General features: G+C 68.1%; 16 protein-coding genes. 11 read left to right on the top strand and 5 right to left on the bottom strand.

Annotation, left to right across the window (positions count from 1 at the left end; genetic code table 11):
* Window positions 1-12 precede the first annotated feature (12 nt).
* A complete protein-coding gene (locus DMP03_RS03460) occupies window positions 13-1269 on the bottom strand; it encodes an NAD(P)/FAD-dependent oxidoreductase (RefSeq protein ID WP_152119317.1) in 1257 nt (418 codons plus the stop codon).
* Window positions 1270-1350: 81 nt separating this feature from the next.
* Between DMP03_RS03460 and DMP03_RS03455 the strand changes: the two genes are divergently transcribed.
* A complete protein-coding gene (locus DMP03_RS03455) occupies window positions 1351-2541 on the top strand; it encodes a threonine synthase (RefSeq protein WP_152119316.1) in 1191 nt (396 codons plus the stop codon).
* Here the strand turns inward: DMP03_RS03455 and DMP03_RS03450 are convergent.
* Entirely contained in the window at window positions 2538-3500 is a 963-nt protein-coding gene (locus DMP03_RS03450; RefSeq protein WP_123124202.1) for a transcription initiation factor IIB, read from the bottom strand. The genes DMP03_RS03455 and DMP03_RS03450 overlap by 4 nt on opposite strands.
* A gap of 219 nt (window positions 3501-3719) precedes the next feature.
* On the opposite strand from DMP03_RS03450, the gene DMP03_RS03445 reads away from it, so the two are divergent.
* A complete protein-coding gene (locus tag DMP03_RS03445) occupies window positions 3720-4226 on the top strand; it encodes a DUF84 family protein (protein ID WP_152119315.1) in 507 nt (168 codons plus the stop codon).
* Here the strand turns inward: DMP03_RS03445 and DMP03_RS03440 are convergent.
* Entirely contained in the window at window positions 4210-6048 is a 1839-nt protein-coding gene (locus DMP03_RS03440; protein ID WP_152119314.1) for a flippase-like domain-containing protein, read from the bottom strand. The genes DMP03_RS03445 and DMP03_RS03440 overlap by 17 nt on opposite strands.
* A 251-nt stretch (window positions 6049-6299) precedes the next feature.
* Here DMP03_RS03440 and dapA point away from each other — a divergent pair, with 251 nt between their 5' ends.
* The 8 genes from dapA (at window position 6300) to DMP03_RS03400 (ending at window position 12904) form a co-directional block, all read left to right on the top strand.
* On the top strand, window positions 6300-7190 hold the full coding sequence (gene dapA, locus DMP03_RS03435; RefSeq protein WP_152119313.1) for a 4-hydroxy-tetrahydrodipicolinate synthase: 891 nt from the start codon (window positions 6300-6302) through the stop codon (window positions 7188-7190).
* Window positions 7187-7921, top strand: coding sequence for a 4-hydroxy-tetrahydrodipicolinate reductase (dapB, locus tag DMP03_RS03430; RefSeq protein ID WP_152119312.1), 735 nt, complete (start codon window positions 7187-7189; stop codon window positions 7919-7921). Before dapA ends, dapB begins: the two co-directional genes overlap by 4 nt.
* The gene (locus DMP03_RS03425; protein WP_152119311.1) at window positions 7918-8751 is read left to right on the top strand and encodes a 2,3,4,5-tetrahydropyridine-2,6-dicarboxylate N-succinyltransferase; all 834 of its coding nucleotides are present in this window, start codon (window positions 7918-7920) and stop codon (window positions 8749-8751) included. Before dapB ends, DMP03_RS03425 begins: the two co-directional genes overlap by 4 nt.
* Entirely contained in the window at window positions 8748-9968 is a 1221-nt protein-coding gene (gene lysA / locus DMP03_RS03420; protein WP_152119310.1) for a diaminopimelate decarboxylase, read from the top strand. Before DMP03_RS03425 ends, lysA begins: the two co-directional genes overlap by 4 nt.
* A gap of 38 nt (window positions 9969-10006) precedes the next feature.
* Complete coding sequence (locus DMP03_RS03415) at window positions 10007-11086, top strand: endonuclease/exonuclease/phosphatase family protein (RefSeq protein WP_152119309.1); 1080 nt, start codon at window positions 10007-10009, stop codon at window positions 11084-11086.
* Between the two features lie 39 nt (window positions 11087-11125).
* Window positions 11126-11632, top strand: coding sequence for a PUA domain-containing protein (locus DMP03_RS03410; protein ID WP_152119308.1), 507 nt, complete (start codon window positions 11126-11128; stop codon window positions 11630-11632).
* Between the two features lie 151 nt (window positions 11633-11783).
* Complete coding sequence (locus DMP03_RS03405; protein ID WP_152119307.1) at window positions 11784-12182, top strand: nascent polypeptide-associated complex protein; 399 nt, start codon at window positions 11784-11786, stop codon at window positions 12180-12182.
* Window positions 12179-12904, top strand: a complete 726-nt coding sequence (locus tag DMP03_RS03400) for a methyltransferase domain-containing protein (RefSeq protein ID WP_152119306.1) — start codon at window positions 12179-12181, stop codon at window positions 12902-12904. The genes DMP03_RS03405 and DMP03_RS03400 overlap by 4 nt, the downstream gene beginning before the upstream one ends.
* On the opposite strand, the gene DMP03_RS03395 is transcribed toward DMP03_RS03400, so the two are convergent.
* Together DMP03_RS03395 and DMP03_RS03390 are read right to left on the bottom strand one after the other, a co-directional pair.
* Window positions 12897-13433 (bottom strand): hypothetical protein, encoded by a 537-nt coding sequence (locus DMP03_RS03395; RefSeq protein ID WP_152119305.1) that lies wholly within the window; start codon window positions 13431-13433, stop codon window positions 12897-12899. The two genes, DMP03_RS03400 and DMP03_RS03395, sit on opposite strands and share 8 nt — an antisense overlap.
* 40 nt (window positions 13434-13473) lie before the next feature.
* The gene (locus tag DMP03_RS03390; RefSeq protein WP_152119304.1) at window positions 13474-13803 is read right to left on the bottom strand and encodes an RPA12/RPB9/RPC11 RNA polymerase family protein; all 330 of its coding nucleotides are present in this window, start codon (window positions 13801-13803) and stop codon (window positions 13474-13476) included.
* Between the two features lie 96 nt (window positions 13804-13899).
* Here DMP03_RS03390 and DMP03_RS03385 point away from each other — a divergent pair, with 96 nt between their 5' ends.
* Window positions 13900-14943, top strand: coding sequence for a hypothetical protein (locus DMP03_RS03385; protein WP_152119303.1), 1044 nt, complete (start codon window positions 13900-13902; stop codon window positions 14941-14943).
* The last annotated feature ends 6 nt before the right edge of the window (window positions 14944-14949 follow it).

Raw genomic sequence — 14949 nt, 5'->3', positions numbered from 1 at the left:
GTGGCTGGCGGGCTACGCGAAGCCGACAGCGAGGTCAGCGGCCACCCGTCCGGATTCGAGCGACCCCTGAATCGAACACCAGCGCGTGTAATCGCCCGCGAGAACGACGTTCCCGTCGGGTGAATCCGGCGCGGGCAGCCCCGCCCGGTAGCCCGGCGGCTGTGGGAACTGTGCGAACTTGACGCGGTCGGTGTGGCGAAGCTCGAACTCGTCGAAGCGCGTCTCCGGATACCACGACGCCATCGCCTCGCGCACCTGCGTGGCCAGTTCCTCGTCTGATTCGTCGCGCTCGCCGATGAAGTTCGCGACGAATAACTGTGTATCGTCGGGCGTGTAGGCGGGCTGTGCGTCCGTCGTCGGCGAGACCGTGTTCGGCTGGCCGTCGGCCATGTTCAGAATGATGCGCCGTCCGGTCCTGAGCTTCCGGTGGGCGGGGAAGGTGAAGTGTTGGGTCACACACGACTTGGCACCGTCGGGCGTCGAGACGCCGGTCAGGTCTCCCGCCGCGTGCGGGTCGGTCGCGACGACCACGCCATCGGAGTCGACTGTCTCCGAGCCGACCGTGACCGTCGCGCCCGAGTCGTCGGCCTGCACCGCCTCGACACCGCGACCGAGTTCGATGCGCGCGCCGGCCTCGCGGGCGCGTGCGGCCAACTGCTCGGGGATAGCTCCCATCCCGTCGGCTGGAAGCCCGACTTTCCCGTCGGAGAGCGCCTTGTACGTGTATTGGAAGACGTTCGTCGCGGTCTGGAGCGAGCGGTCGAGCGTGATACCGCCGTAGAAAGGGGCGACGAACCGCTCGATGTAGGCGTCCGAGAAACCGAACTCGCGGAGGTACTCGGCGATGGTCTGGTCGTCGCGGTCGAGCAGGTCGGCGTAGTCGTCGCGTGCGAGCGCGCGCTGGAGACGGAGGGTGTTCAGCTTGTCCCGGAAGCGCACGTCGCGGTTGAGCGCAGAGTCGACGAGCGTGGAGGGGGCTCGCAGCGGGTCGGCGAGCGTCGACCGGTGGTTGTCGCGAGAGAGAGTCGCCCCCGGCAAGAACGAGCCGACGTCGAGCGCGTCCACGTCGAGTTCCCGCTGGACGGCGGGATAGCCGGTGAAGAGGACCTGATAGCCGCGGTCGAAGGTGTAGCCGTCCGCGCGGGTCGAGCGGACGCGACCGCCGACCGTCTCGCGCTCCTCGAAGACCGTGACCTCGTGGCCGGCCTCGGCGAGTCGGGCGGCTGCCGTGAGTCCCGACAACCCTGCGCCGGCGACGGTGATATGCATACCCCGGATACGGGACCCCCGACGAAAAACCACCACCATCGAGAGGGATAGAGGTTAGTTCGCGCCGCGACTACGATAGGTATGGAGACGACGGACGCGTTCACGGGACTGCGGTGTACGGACTGCGAGACGCTGTTCGACGCGGCCGAGACGCCTGGTCGGTGTCCCGACTGCGGCGGCATCCTCGACCCCGAGTACGATTACGACGCGCTGGACGTGACCCCGGAGACCTTCTCCGGAGAGGGACGCGGGCTGTGGCGTTACGAGTCGCTGCTGCCGTTTCCCGAGTCAGTCGCCGTCACCCTCGACGAGGGGAACACCCCGCTCGTGGAAGCGCCGAACTTGGCCGAGGAACTCGGCGTCGGACAGATGTACATCAAAGACGAGGGGCGAAACCCGACGGGGACGTTCAAAGACCGAGGGCAGGCGATGGCCGTGACCGCGGCCGCCCAACACGACGCGGAGACAATCGCCCTCGCGACGGCGGGCAACGCCGGCCAAGCAGCGAGCGCCTACGCCGCCAATGCGGGCATGGACTCGGAGACGTTCATTCCGACGCGCGCCTCTTTCATCAACAAGGCTATGATCAACGTCCACGGCGGCGAGATGACGGTCGTCGAGGGGCGCATCGGCGACGCCGGCGCGGCCTACGACGACGCCATCGCCGACCACCCGGAGTGGCACTCGGTCAAGACGTTCGTGACGCCGTACCGCCACGAGGGGAAGAAGACGATGTTGTACGAGACCGTCGAGCAGCTGGACTGGGAGCTGCCCGACCACGTCGTCTACCCGACGGGTGGCGGCGTCGGGCTCGTCGGGATGCACAAGGCCGCGACCGAACTCCGGGAGTTGGGTCTCACCGACGACCTCCCGGCGATGTGGGCCGCCCAGTCGGAGGGGTGTGCGCCCATCGTGAAGGCGTTCGAATCCGGGGCGGACGAGCACGAACCGTGGGAACAGCCCGACACCATCTGTGGCGGCATCGAGATTCCGGACCCCGGCGCGAGCCCGCTCATCCTCGACGCGCTCGAAGAGTCGGGCGGCGGCGCGGTCGCCACCCCGGACGAGGAGATTCTGGAGGCCGCACTTACCGTCGCACAGAAGGAGGGCGTGGAGATGGGCGTCACCTGCTCGGCGGCGACGTCGGGCGCACAGACGCTTGCCCAAGAGGGTGAGTTCGGCGAGGACGACACCGTCGTCTTACTCAACACCGGCGCGGGGAGCAAGGACGCCGACGTGATTCGCTCACACCTGATGAGTAAGGGAATCTAGGCCATCGGGAGACCCTGCTCGGCCTCCAGCAGCTCGTGGTAGCGGTTTCGGATGGTGACCTCGGAGATGTCGGCGACCTCCGAGACGGCAGCCTGCGTCGTCTTTTCGTTCGTGAGCAGCGCGGCCGCGTACACCGCGGCGGCGGCGAGTCCGACCGGCGACTTGCCGGAGTGGACGCCCTGCTCTTTGGCGTTTTTCAGGAGCTGGCGCGCGCGGTTTTCGGCCTCGTCGGAGAGCCCGAGCGATGAGGCGAACCGGGGGACGTAGCTCTCGGGGTCGGCGGGGGCGACTTCGAGCCCGAGTTCGCGCACGACGTACCGATACGTTCGGGCGATTTCGTCCTTCTCGACCCGGGACACGTCGGCAATCTCGTCGAGGCTTCGGGGGACGCCGGCCTGTCGTGCGGCGGCGTAGACGGCCGAGGTGGAGACGCCCTCGATGGAGCGACCGGGCAAGAGATTCTCGTCGAGCGCGCGGCGATAGATAACGGAGGCGGTCTCGCGGACGTTCTCCGGCAGCCCGAGAGCGCTTGCCATGCGGTCGATTTCGCCGAGCGCCTGCTTCAGGTTCCGCTCCTTGGAGTCGCGCGTGCGGAACCGCTCGTTCCACTTCCGGAGCCGCTGCATCTTCTGGCGCTGGTTCGAAGACAGGGAGTTGCCGTACGCGTCCTGGTCGCGCCAGTCGATGTTGGTCGACAGTCCCTTGTCGTGCATCATGTTCGTCGTCGGCGCGCCGACGCGGGACTTCTTGTCCTTCTCGGCCGAATCGAACGCGCGCCACTCCGGCCCGCGGTCGATGTTGTCCTCGTCGACGACGAGCCCACAGTCCTCACAGACGGTCTCGTGGTCGCTGGTCGTGGTGACGTTGCCGCCACACTCGGGACAGCCGGTCTGGCTCTCGCTCGTTTCTTCGGTCTCGGTCTCATCCTCGGACGTGTGAATGCGAAGGTGGTCGCTCATGGATGGTAGCTGGCGGGGGCTACCGGACGTGCATACTCCAGACGGCCCGATAGCGAACGCTTGGCTTGACATTCACGAACCCAGTATAAGAGAGTTCTGGTCGCGTGTTGTAGACGCCGCGTAGCTGGCGAAAACAACGCCGTCGCTCCGACAAACGCCGCCTATTTATCAGGATAGTTGTGTGCAAACACACAACCGCACTCAGCGAACAGAGGAGGTATGCATATCGCAGTCGGCAGTGGGAATCCGGTGAAGCGCGACGCAGTCGCGACGGCACACGACGCGGCGACCGTCGAGGCGGTCGGCGTCGAGTCGGGCGTGAGCGAACAGCCTGTCGGGCTCGCCGAGACCATCGAGGGGGCGGAGACGCGCGCGGCGAACGCGCTCGCCGCGGTCGACGCCGACCTCGGTGTCGGACTGGAGGGCGGCGTCGCACGACTCCCGAACACGGACGGCCTCTGGCTCGTCATGTGGGCCGCAGCGGTCGACGGAGACGAGTGGGGTCGTGGGAGCGGGCCGTCGCTCCGGCTCCCCGACGCCATCGCCGCGCGCGTCGACGCGGGCGAGGAGCTCGGCCCGGTGATGGACGACGTACTGGGTGAAGACGACGTGGCCGAAAGTCAGGGCGCAGCCGGTGCACTCACGGGCGGCGTGACGGACCGGACAGAGGCGCTGCGGACGGCGACGGCAGGGGCACTCGGTCGCTTCCTCACTGCTCACTACTGACCGACTCTTCCACCTCGGCGGCTCCTTCGACGGCCTCGACGAGCGAGACGTTGAACACGAGTGTGGAGGCGATACCGCCGACCATCGTGACGATGTTCTTGACTGCGTGGTCGAGGACGGCGACCGCGATGGCAACCGCCGGGGTGATGTTGGCGGTGAAGCCGACGACGATGAGGGTGAACGCCCCCTCGTAGAGACCGATACCCCCCGGCGACAGGGGGACGATTTTTGCGAGGTTGCCGACGCTGACGGCGAAAAAGGAGACCGCGACGAGATACGGCGTCACCGGCACCTGGAACGCCGCGAGCACGACGATGGCCGTCACCACGTCGATACCCCACACGAGGAGACTCGACAGGCCGATGCGGGCGAAGGCGCTACGGTCGCCGGCGACCGCCTGTACGTCGCCGACGAACTGACCGATAGCCGTCGAGACGTAGTCGGCGTACGAGTCGTCGCTGATGGTGCTGACGAACCGGTGGACGAGGTCGGTGTCTCGGCGCGCGCTCGCGACGATGACGGCGACGCCGGCGATGGCCAGCACCCCGACCACGGCCGCCACCCGGAGCGCGGTTCTGGCCGCTGCACCCGGGGCGATGGATTGGCCGCCAATCTCGACGGTGCCGATGTCGGCCGCGATTGCCTCCGCCAGCCCGTCGGCACCGCCGGTGGCGAGCAGCCCGACGAGGACCGCGCCCGCGAGCACCGTAATCGCGAGCAGATCGAAGACGCGTTCGACAGCGAGCGAGGCGAAGCCGCTCGGATACGGAATCTTCCGGCGGGCTTTCACGACGTACGCGCGCACGGCGTCGCCCGCGCGGGCCGGGAAGACGAGGTTTCCGGTCTGTGAGATGAACACCGCTCCAGTCATGAACAGCAGGTCGCCGTCGTAGCCGAGTTCGCGCAAGATGTCGCGGTAGCGCTGTCCGCGCAGCGGCCACGAGAGGGCGTAGACGCCGGCAGCCAGCGCGACGAGCCGGTAGTCTGCGCCCCGGATAGCATCGAGAATCGCGTCGGGGTCGAGATACACCGTCATCAACGCGAGCGCGGCGAGGGTGAGCAGGATTCCCGCGACGAGTCCGGCTCGGCGGGTCGCCCGCGGCTTAATCGAGAACTCCCACCAGACGCGGAGAATTTGGCTCCCCATCCCGAACACGTCCCGGACGAGATCGACCTTCGTGTCGCCTTTCGGCGTCCACCGGACGGGAAACTCCTTGATGTCGTAGCCCGCCCGCTGTGCGCGCACGAGTACCTCGGTGTCCCAAAACCAGTGGTCGTCTTCGGTGTCCTCGAGCAGGTCGAACAACACCGCGCGGTCGAACGACTTGAACCCGCACTGGTGGTCGTGGAGGTCAGAGCGCAAGAACAGCTTGACGAGCGCGTTGTATCCGGTCGAAGCGAGCCCGCGTTCCGGTTCTCGGTCCTGCTTTTCTCCCGGGATTCGGCGAGAACCCGTCGCCACGTCGTACCCGTCCGTACGAACGGACTCGACCAGCTCCTCGAGGTGCGACATATCGGTCGCGAGGTCGGTATCGAAGTAGACGAGCGTCTCGCCCCCACTCTCCCGGAAGGCGCGTTCGAGTGCGCCGCCACGGCCCAGTCGCTCGTCTGAGTGGAAGTGTCGGACGCGGGAATCCTCGGCCGCGAGCCGGTCTGCGATGTCGGGGGTGGCGTCGTCACAGCCGTCCTCGGCGACGATGACCTCGAAGCTCCCGTCGGGGAGAAACGTCCCGAGGGTCTCGAGGGTCGTCCGGACGGTGTGTTCGATTGTCGCCTCCTCGTTGTACGCCGGGAGGACGACGCTCACCGCGACCTCGCTCATTACCGTCGGTTGTAAACAGGCGGGTATGAACCTTCTGGGAGCGAGAGACGTGCCGAGGACGCAAACGCTAACTGGTCGCGCACTCGCATCTCGTGTATGCATCCGTCTCCGGGTTCTGGACCTGTCGCCGCGACCCCCACCCGCGACGGTGACCGCTCGAAGTCGAAGCGCGTGCAGTTTTGACTCTCGGCGGGCTTACACCCCGTCGTTGGTCGCGCCGAGTATCGCCTTCGAGTACCTACCGAAACCCCATGACACACGACACATTCACCGGCGCGATGCCGGCACTCACGACCCCGTTCCACGAGGACGGCAGCATCGACTTCGAGACATTCAAACAGAACGTCCGACGCGTCGAGCGCGAGGGCGTCCACGGCGTCGTCCCCGTCGGCACCACCGGGGAGTCCGCGACGATGACCCACGACGAACACGTCGCCGTCATCGAGGCGGCCGTCGAGGCGGCCGACTCGATTCCCGTCGTCGCCGGCTCCGGCTCCAACAACACCGACGAGGCGCTCGACCTCTCCCGGCGTGCAGCCGAGGCCGGTGCCGACGGGCTTCTGCTCATCTCGCCGTATTACAACACGCCAGAGCCGGCGGGCATGGAAGACCACTTCCGCACCGTCGCCGACGAGGTCGACCTGCCACAGATTGTCTACAACGTTCCCGGGCGGACGGGCCGCAACATCGCCGTCGAGACGGCCGAATCGCTCGCGACCCACGAGAACGTCGTCGGCTACAAGGCCGCCTCCGGCGACCTCGGCCGCGTCGGCGAGGTCATCGAGCGCACCCGCGAGGAGAACTTCGCCGTGCTCTCGGGCGATGACGCGTTGACGCTCCCGATTATGTCGCTCGGCGGGAAGGGAGCCATCTCCGTCGCCGCGAATCTCGTCCCCGAGCGGACGAGCCGGCTGGTCGAGCACGCACTCGAAGATGAGTACGCGGCCGCCCGCGAGCTCCAGTTCGAGCTCGGGCCGCTGTTCCGGACCCTGTTCGTCGAGACGAATCCCATCCCCATCAAGGAGGCACAGGCGATGTGCGACCAGCAGCCGGTGAGGATGCGCCCACCGCTGTCGCGGCTCCGCGGGGAGAACCGCGAGGAGCTGCGGTCGGTCCTCGCCGACCTCGGGTTGGACGTATGAAGGTCGCCGTCGCCGGCGCGACCGGGCGCACCGGCAGCGAGTCCGTCGCCGAGCTCCGCGACCGCGACCACGACGTGCTCGCACTCTCGCGCGACCCGACGGGCGGGCAGCGCGACATCGGGGACCTTGCGACCGTCCTGACCGAGACCGACCCGGACGCACTCATTGACTTCACCGTGCCCGAGGCGACCGTCGAACACGCGGCCGTCGCGGCCGAGACGGCGGTCCCCCTCGTCGTCGGGACGACCGGTTTCGACGACGACGGCCTTGCCGCGCTTGCCGACGCCGCCCGCGAGATTCCCGTGCTCCGGGCGTCGAACTTCGCGAAGGGGGTCCACGCGCTGCGCGACATCGTGCAGGCGGGCGTCGAAGCCCTCCCCGAGTACGATATCGAACTGACGGAGACGCACCACAACGGGAAGCGCGACGCCCCCTCGGGGACCGCACTCACCCTGCTGGACGACATCGACGACGCCCGAGGGACAACACTCGACCGGACGCACGGCCGGGAGGGCGAACACGAACGCGCCCCAGCGGAGGTCGGCGTCCACGTTCGCCGCGCCGGCAACGTCCGGGGCGAACACGAGGTGCTGCTCGCCGGCAACGACGAAGTGGTGACGCTCACGCATCGCGCCGAGTCGCGCCGCGTCTTCGCGGCGGGCGCGGTCGATGCGGCCGAAGCACTCGCGGGCCGACCCGCCGGCGAGTACGACTTCCCAGACGTACTATGACACTCGAATCAGAGATTACGACGCTGTGGGACCGCTATCAGACCGACGCCGTGGACGCAGACTCCGCCGACACGGACGCCTACGACACGCTCGACGCCTTCCTCGACGCGTTAGAGTCGGGAGAGGTGCGCGCCGCCGAGAAGCGCGACGGCGAGTGGGAGGCGAATACGTGGGTCAAACGGGGGATTCTCCTCAACTTCGGGCTGCGGGCCATCCAGACCTTCGAGCACGGCGGCGTGGGCTACCACGACGTGCTCCCGCTGCGCGACACCAACGACCTCCCGACACGAGGAACGCGAAACACCCCGAGCGGGACCGTCATCCGTCGCGGTGCACACGTCGGCTCGGACGCCATCATGATGTCCCCGAGCTTCGTCAACGTCGGCGCACACGTCGGCGACGGCACGCTCGTGGACTCGTGTGACACGGTCGGCTCCTGTGCCCAGATCGGCGACGACGTGAAGCTCGGTGCGAACACGCTCATCGGCGGCGTCCTCGAACCAGTCGAGAGCGCGCCGGTCATCGTCGAGGACGGCGTCTCGCTCGGCGCGGGCTGTCGGGTCACCTCAGGCTTCGTCGTCGGAGAGAACTCCGTCGTCGGTGAGAACACGCTGCTCACGCCACGGATCCCGGTGTACGATCTCGTCGAGGAGGAGATTCTCTACGGCGAACTGCCGCCGGAGCGGCGCGCATTCATCCGATACGTCGAGTCCAGCGTCGGCGACCACGACCTCTTCGAGGGCGGAGCCTACAAGCCGGCGGTCGTTGCCACGCACGTCGAAGAACAGACCCTCGAAGCCACCCAGCGCGAGGACGCCCTCCGCGAATGAGCGACCTCGTCAAGCGGCTCGCGGACTGGGACCACGACCGCCTCGGACGGCTCGCCGCCGAGCACGACACCCCGCTGTACGTGCTCGACATCGACCGCGTGCAGGCCAACTACGAGCGGTTCGACGCCGCCTTCCCCGACGCACACGTCACGTACGCGGCGAAGGCACACACCGGACAGGCAGTCCTGTCGGCGCTACTTGAATCCGGTGCAGACATCGAGTGTGCAGCGTGGGGGGAACTCCAGCGCGCCGTCGACACCGGCGCGGACCCGAACACGCTCCAGTACACCGCCGTCAATCCGCCGGACCGCGACCTTGACCGTGCAGTCGAACTCGCCGCGGAGTATCCGGGGCTTACCATCACCGGCGGTGCTCGCGACACCTTCGACCGGCTCGAAGCACGCGGCTACGACGGCCGCGTCGCCATCCGCGTCAATCCGGGCATCGGGACCGGCCACCACGAGAAGGTCGCCACCGGCAAGGACGCGAAGTTCGGGATTCCCGAGGCGTACGTCGAGGAAGTGGCCGACGACGTGCGCGAGCGGTTCAACCTCGTCGGCATCCACGCCCACATCGGGAGCGGCGTGCTCACCGACGACGTAGAGGAACACGCACGGGCCGTCGGTAAGGTCGCAGACATCGCCCGCGCCGTCGGCGACGGCGGCTTGGAGTTCGTCGACGTGGGCGGCGGTTACGGCGTCCCGTACCACGAGAACGAACCGCCCCTCGACATCGAGGCCGTCGCTGACCAGGTCCGCGAGGCCGTCGGAGACCTCGACGCACAGCTCAAACTCGAACCCGGACGGTACGTCGTCGCCGATTCCGAACTCATCCTCACGGAAGTGAACACCGTGAAAGAGGCACCCGAATCGACCGTCGTCGGCGTGGACGCGTCGCTCGCGACCCTCATCCGCCCGGCGATGTTCGACTCGTATCACCCAATTCGCAACGTCACCGCGCCGGACCGAGAGCCGATACCGGTCTCCGTGGGTGGCCCCTGCTGTACGAGCGCCGACGTGTTCTGTACCGACCGCCCCATCGCCGAGCCGCGGCGCGAGGACCTGCTCGCTATCGGCAACGCCGGCGCGTACGGCTACGAGCTCGCAAGCCAGTTCCACTCGCAGCCGCGGCCGGCGGAGGTCGCTATCGAGGGCGGCGAGACCCGCGTCGTCCGCCGCCGCGAGACGCTGGACGACGTGACGCGCGTCGAACAGTAGCTCGGGCGATTTTTGCTGTCGGGGGCTGAGTAGTAACCGTGCAGTTCTCCAGACGGGACGCGCTCCGGGCCGGTGGTGGATTCGTGGCCGGAGCCGGCTACGCGACGACCGGCCCGCTGCTCGCGGCGTCGACGACGGTCGCGACCCAGAACCTCGGGCTCGGCGTTCCGCTGCTCGATTTGCTCACGCGGGAGCGACTCGACCCCGAACTCGTCGGAGAGCGATTCACGCAGCTGGCAGCGAGTCCCGTCCCCGAGCGGATGGCGGTCCTCGCCGCCGAACTGACGGCCGAGTCGCCGGCTATCGTCGGCGTACAGGAGGGCGCGCTCGTCGAACGCGACGGCGAACCGGTGTTCGACTTCCTCTCCCTGCTCGAACGGGAGTTCGAGGAAGCGGGCGGGAGCTATCGCCGGGCGGCCGTCTCACCGAACGCGGACATCACGCTCCCAGCAGCACACGACGGCGAACGGTTCGACGTGCGGTTTCACGATCGGGACGCGGTGTTCGTCCGCGAGGACGTGGCGGTCGAGGCCACCGACGCCGCACAGTTCGCTGTCAACGCGAGCCGGCGGCTCGACGGCCGACGACTGGTCGCGACGCGCGGCTTCTGTCGAGCGGACTGTCTGGTCGACGGCGTGCCGGTCGTCGGGGTGTCGACGCACCTCTCTGCAGCCGACCGGCGCATCCGCTACGTGCAGGCGCAGGCGCTCGCTAACCAACTGCCCGAGGAGCGAGCGCTCGTGCTGCTCGCCGACCTGAACAGCCGCCCGCTCGCCGAAGACCCGTCGGCGTACAACCTACTCGCCGGGGAACTCACCGACGCCGCGACCGCGACCGGCGAGCCGGCACTCACCTGCTGTCGCGAGCCGACACTCGACGGTGGCGGACTCGGCTTCCGGCTGGATTTCGTCCTGACGGGCGGGCCGGCACGGCCGCTCGGGACCCGGCTCACGGCTGTGGACGACGGCTTGCGCGTACAGACGGGGGACCGACGGTTGTGGCCGTCCGACCACGCCGGCGTCGTCGCTGACCTGCGCGTCGGCGTGGAGCCGGACCGGCTGGGTGACGTGGCACGGGCGCTGGTGGCGCGCGCGCTCGGAACGGACCCGTTCGCGTGAACGCGAAAGCCGTATCACCCGGACCGCGCATCTCGTGGTATGGACGCTACCGAACGCCGACAGCTCGCGACCGTCGCCGACCACCAGTTCGGCCGCGGTGCTGGCGCGGCGCTGTTTCCCGACGACGAGGAGCCGGAGGTGCGACGCACCACCTCGGGGCGACCCTCACAGATTCACGTCGGGCCGGACGCCGGCGGCCACGACGACCTCGGCCGACCGGCCGGCGAGCGGCTCGTCTCCTACGGCGACGACGGGCGGTTTCGGCTGGGGCTGGCCGGTGGTCGCCGACTGGTCGAGTCGCTCCCGTCGCCGACCGGCCGGATAGTCGTCGGCGACGAGTCCGAACCGTTCGTCCGCGAGGGAAAGAACGTGTTTGCGAAGTTCGTTCGGGCCGTCGGCAGCGAGATTCGACCTGGCGACGAGGTGGCTGTCGTCCACGAAGAGGGGCGACTGCTCGCGGTCGGGCGCGCAGAGCTTCCGGCGTCGGCTATCGAGACGTTCGATACCGGGATGGCGGTGAAGGTGAAGTCCGGAAATCGGGGCTAACAGGCCGGCGTCGCCTCGCGGGACTGCCGGCACGACCGCGAACCCCCGCGAGTGGGTGTCACGTCACGCCGGCCGTGGTGCGGCATCCGACTTGAACCCCGGGAGCCGGACAAAGGGAGCACTTTTCAGCGACGCGAGCCACCGGTCGTGTATGTTTGGAGGAGGCGGCGGCGGCATGAACCCGCGCAAGATGAAGCAGATGATGAACCAGATGGGTATCGACCTCACCGAAATCGACGCCAATGAGGTCATCATCCGCACCGACGACGAGGAGTACGTCTTCGAGGACGCGGAGGTCCAGAAGATGGACGCTCAGGGACAGGCGACGTATCAAGTCGTCGGCGAACCGGACGTTCGCCCGCGTGACGCCGATGCCACCGAGGCCGGCGACGCGTCCGCTGAGGAAGACAGCGACGAGAAGGAAGCCGCAATCCCCGAGTCCGACATCGAAATCGTCGCCGGGCGCACGGGCGTCACGTCGGAAGAGGCCCGCGAAGCGCTGGAGGCGACCGACGGCGACCTCGCGGCGGCCGTCGAACGGCTGGAGTGAGCTACCTGTTCGTCCGCGAGAACCGCGAGCTCCTGCTCGCGCCGGGCGACCGCCACGAGTCCGACCTCGGCGTGTTAGAGGTGCCCGAGGACGTGCAACCGGGCGACACCGTCGAGACGCACATCGGAGAGGCGTTCGAGGCTCGCGAGCCGCGTGGTCCGGACCTGTTCGACCACCTCGACCGCACCGGCGCACCGATGATGCCCCGCGATATTGGACTCATCCTCGGCGAGTTCGGGCTCGGTGACGGCGACCGTGTCCTCGACGCCGGGACCGGCACGGGCATCCTGTCCGTGTATCTCGCCCGCCACGGCATCGAGGTCGTGACCTACGAACGGGACGCCGACTTCGCCGACGTGGCTCGCGAGAACATGGAGACGGCGGGCGTCGCCGACCGCGTGGACGTGCGGACGGGCGACGTGACCGACGGCCTCGATTCGCTTTCCGGGTTCGATGGCCTGACGCTCGACACCGGTGACGCGGCGTCGGTTGTCGCGCAGGCCCCCGACCTACTCGTCCCCGGCGGCCCGGTCGCGGTGTACTCGCCGTTCATCGAGTCCTCGCGCGAGTGTGTCGAGACGGCCCGAGAGGTCGGTCTCGTCGGCGTGGAGACGGTCGAGACCATCCAGCGGGAGATGACGTTCGATAATCGCGGCTCGCGACCGTCGACGCGTGGGGTCGGCCACACCGGCTACCTCACCTTCGCGCGGACGCCTATCTGACGTTTCGGAGCAGGTTTAATAATTCCTCGCGGTAGTTTCGCTCGGTGTCGATGTTCGGGTAGCCGCCGCCGGCGACGAAGAACGTCTCATTTTGCCAGACGGCCAGCCAGCCGGTCGCGTCGAGCGTCCGGTCGCCGACGCGACACCGGCCACGAACGGTCGTCAGCTGTCCGGCGTGGCCGTCCGCGGTCCGAAAATCGTCGTCGGTCCGGTACTGCAGGTCGAGAAAGCCGCGCTCGCGGAGGTCGCCCAGAAACTGCGAGCGGGCACGCGTCCGAATCATCGGCTCGACGAGCCGGCTCGCCCCGCCCGGTAGTTCCGGCTGAAAGGCGAGTCGCGTTGCGAAGAAGAAACACAGCGGCTCGTCGATACCGAACTGCTCGCCGACGCTCGGCTCCTCGTACAGGCGCGTGTGGCCATCGACGGTGACTCGTGGCAACTCGAACAGGCGCTCACGCGTCCGGTCGGCGAGCCGCCACCCACCTCGTTCGAGTTCACCGTCGGGCACCGTGGGCCACTGGTCGCTCATACCGGAGCGAAGACCCACAGCTATGAAAAGCTACGTCCGGTCAGTTGTCGTCTTCGCGCCACTTCTTCCCGCACTCGACGCAGGTGAAGAATCGAGTCTCGGACTCGTCGGCGGCGCGAATCTGCTTCATCTCGTAGCGTGCGCGCTCACCGTCGCAGTCGTCGTTCGGACACCGCGCGTCTGTCGTCGGGCCGATCTCCGTGTCGTCGACCTCGGACATGTCGACGACCTCGTTGCCCTCTTGTCCTTCGGTCGTTGTCATCTCGCTCTCGCTTGCTGAATCGCGCAGCTCTTCGTGCCCGCAGGAGCGACACACCCACGTGTCGCCGTCGGCGTGCATCATCGAGCCACACTCGTCGCAGAACTGCATCGTACCCTGGTTGACTCGGGACGGAACTTAAACCCGGGGTTGTGGAGCCGCCAGGGCGGACGAAACACCTTACTTCGTGGCTACGGAGAGACGTGTGTGCCCTCCCGCCGTGATGTGCTCGCCGCCGGTGCCCTCGGCGTCACCGCCCTCGCCGGCTGTACGGCCCTCGACGACGGCCCGCCCCGTTCGGCCCGCTGGCACCACGACGCCAGTGCGGTGTTCGACACCGACAGCTACCTCTACGCGGGTCTGAACGTGCCGACGCTGCGCGCGAACAGCGACCGACTCCCGCCGGAACTCCAGTCGGGACTCGACCGCGCGCGAGAGTTCTCCGAGGCAATCGCGCTCGACGACGTGGACCGACTCCTCGCGACGGGGTACGGCCGGCCTGAGCGCGGACAGGCAGGTCTCACCCTCGTCGCGACGGGAAACTTCGACGCCGACGCCATCGACGCCGAGATACAGGACACCTTCCGCCCCGTCGAGGGTGGGCTCGTCACGCCCGAAGGGACGTACCGCGGCTACCAGTGTTACGCCTCCGCTCCCGCACTGGGGCGTAACTGGCCCCAGTTCCAGGGACCGGACCAGCCCGAGCCGCCGGACTTCACGTTCGGCGTCGGCTACGACTCGAACGCGCTCGTCGCGAGCGTCACGCTCGGACTCGATTTGGACGCGCTCGAGGGCGTCCACGCAGCTATCGACGCCCGGACGGGCAACGGAACGCGACTCACCGAGCGCGCTCCCGTCCGGCACTGCCTGTCGGTGACGGACGGCCACCCCCTCGTGGCCGGGGTCTCCGAGGCGGGGCTGGCGGTGCTCCAACAGGAGACGGCGGGAGACAGCGGGAATGCGCTCGCGCTGGCGAAGGGACTCGTCTTCAGTTATCGGTTCGACCCCGACAGACTGCGGGTGGCCGTCGTCTTCGACCCCGCGGACCTGCTGTCGCGCGACCGGCTCCGGTCGCTCCTCGACAATTTGTTTGCCGACGAAGACGAGGAGCGAGACCTCGATATCGAGCACGTTGGCGTCGCGCGCGACGGCCGGGTCATCTACGCCGACATCGCCGTCGGCCCGGAGGCAATCGGACGGCTCAACGACGGGACGGCGACGCCAACGCCGACGACAGGCGTCTGGATTTAAGACCGA

The sequence above is a fragment of the Halosegnis rubeus genome (assembly GCF_009184545.1).
Taxonomy (GTDB): domain Archaea; phylum Halobacteriota; class Halobacteria; order Halobacteriales; family Haloarculaceae; genus Halosegnis; species Halosegnis rubeus.
The sequence above is the reverse complement of the archived record's forward strand: the minus strand, read 5'-3'. Positions and strand labels throughout refer to the sequence as shown.